Genomic DNA, 997 nt, shown 5'->3' with positions numbered 1-997 from the left:
GAGGCCCGCAGGGAGGCGGGGGGGGTTCGCCGCGCCCAGGGTGGAGGGGGGGCGCGGGCCGGGCGCGGTGGTCAGCATCGGAAAGCCCACCGCCGAGGGCACTGCGATCAGCACGCCGAAGCCCGCCGCCGTCGCCACCGCGCGGTGGATCGCCACATTGTGCAGGTTCATCAGCGGCACGCCGAAGCTGCCGCCGCCGATGCCCATGAGCACCGACAGGAAGCCCACGAAAGGCGAGTAGAGATATTGCTTGCCGCCATCGGGCATGCGGTCGGCGATCCGCCACGAGGTCTTCCCCAGCAGCATGTAGCCCCCGATGATCAGCGCCAACACGCCGAAGATGGCCTGCAGGGTCGAGGATTTCAGCGCCGAGGCCGCCAGCACACCGACGATGGCGCCCACAACGATGCCCGGGGCCCAGCCCTTGAGGATCTCCCAGTCCACCGCGCCCTTGCGATTGTGCCCGATGACCGAGCGAAGGGACGTGACGATGATCGTCGCGAGCGAGGTGGCAAGGCAGACCTGCATGGTCTGCGGCCCGTCGTAGCCCAGCATCTGGAAGGTGAAGAAGAAGGCCGGGACCAGCACAATGCCGCCCCCCACCCCGAGCAGCCCCGCCAGCACGCCGGCAAATGCCCCGATCACCACGAGGAAGGCCAGCAGTTCAAGCAGGAGCGTCAGGTCGGGCATAGGGGTCTCCGGTCGATACATGCGGGCGCGCGGCCCTTGGAAAGCTAGGGAAGGCGCCGGGCGAGCAGATCGACCAGCACCACGTAGGAAGATGCGACGTGGCTGCGCATCAGCCGCCGCGTGGCCTCGGCATCCTGTTCGAGGATGGCGTCGGCGATGGCGCGGTGTTCCGCCCGCGAGGTCGAGAGCCGCCGCCGGTTCTCGACGAAGTTGGCGGCGCGCCACGAAGAGGTGCGCAGGTTCAGCTCGTCGAGCGTGCCCGCGAGGATGGTGTTGCGCGCCCCGGCCTTGATGGCCTCGTGGAAGC

The 997-nt window shown here is 69.1% G+C and carries 2 protein-coding genes; both read right to left on the bottom strand.

Going from position 1 to position 997, the window contains the following annotated elements; translation table 11 throughout:
* The coding region (locus tag HC022_RS27450; protein ID WP_175583762.1) for a sulfite exporter TauE/SafE family protein at positions 1-690 on the bottom strand (690 nt) is incomplete at its 3' end.
* A 44-nt stretch (positions 691-734) separates the two neighbouring features.
* A partial coding sequence (locus HC022_RS27445; protein ID WP_167454481.1) for an FCD domain-containing protein occupies positions 735-997 on the bottom strand: 263 nt, incomplete at its 5' end.

It is taken from the genome of Salipiger sp. HF18 (assembly GCF_011806505.1).
GTDB classification, from domain to species: Bacteria; Pseudomonadota; Alphaproteobacteria; order Rhodobacterales; family Rhodobacteraceae; genus Salipiger; species Salipiger thiooxidans.
The sequence above is the reverse complement of the archived record's forward strand: the minus strand, read 5'-3'. Positions and strand labels throughout refer to the sequence as shown.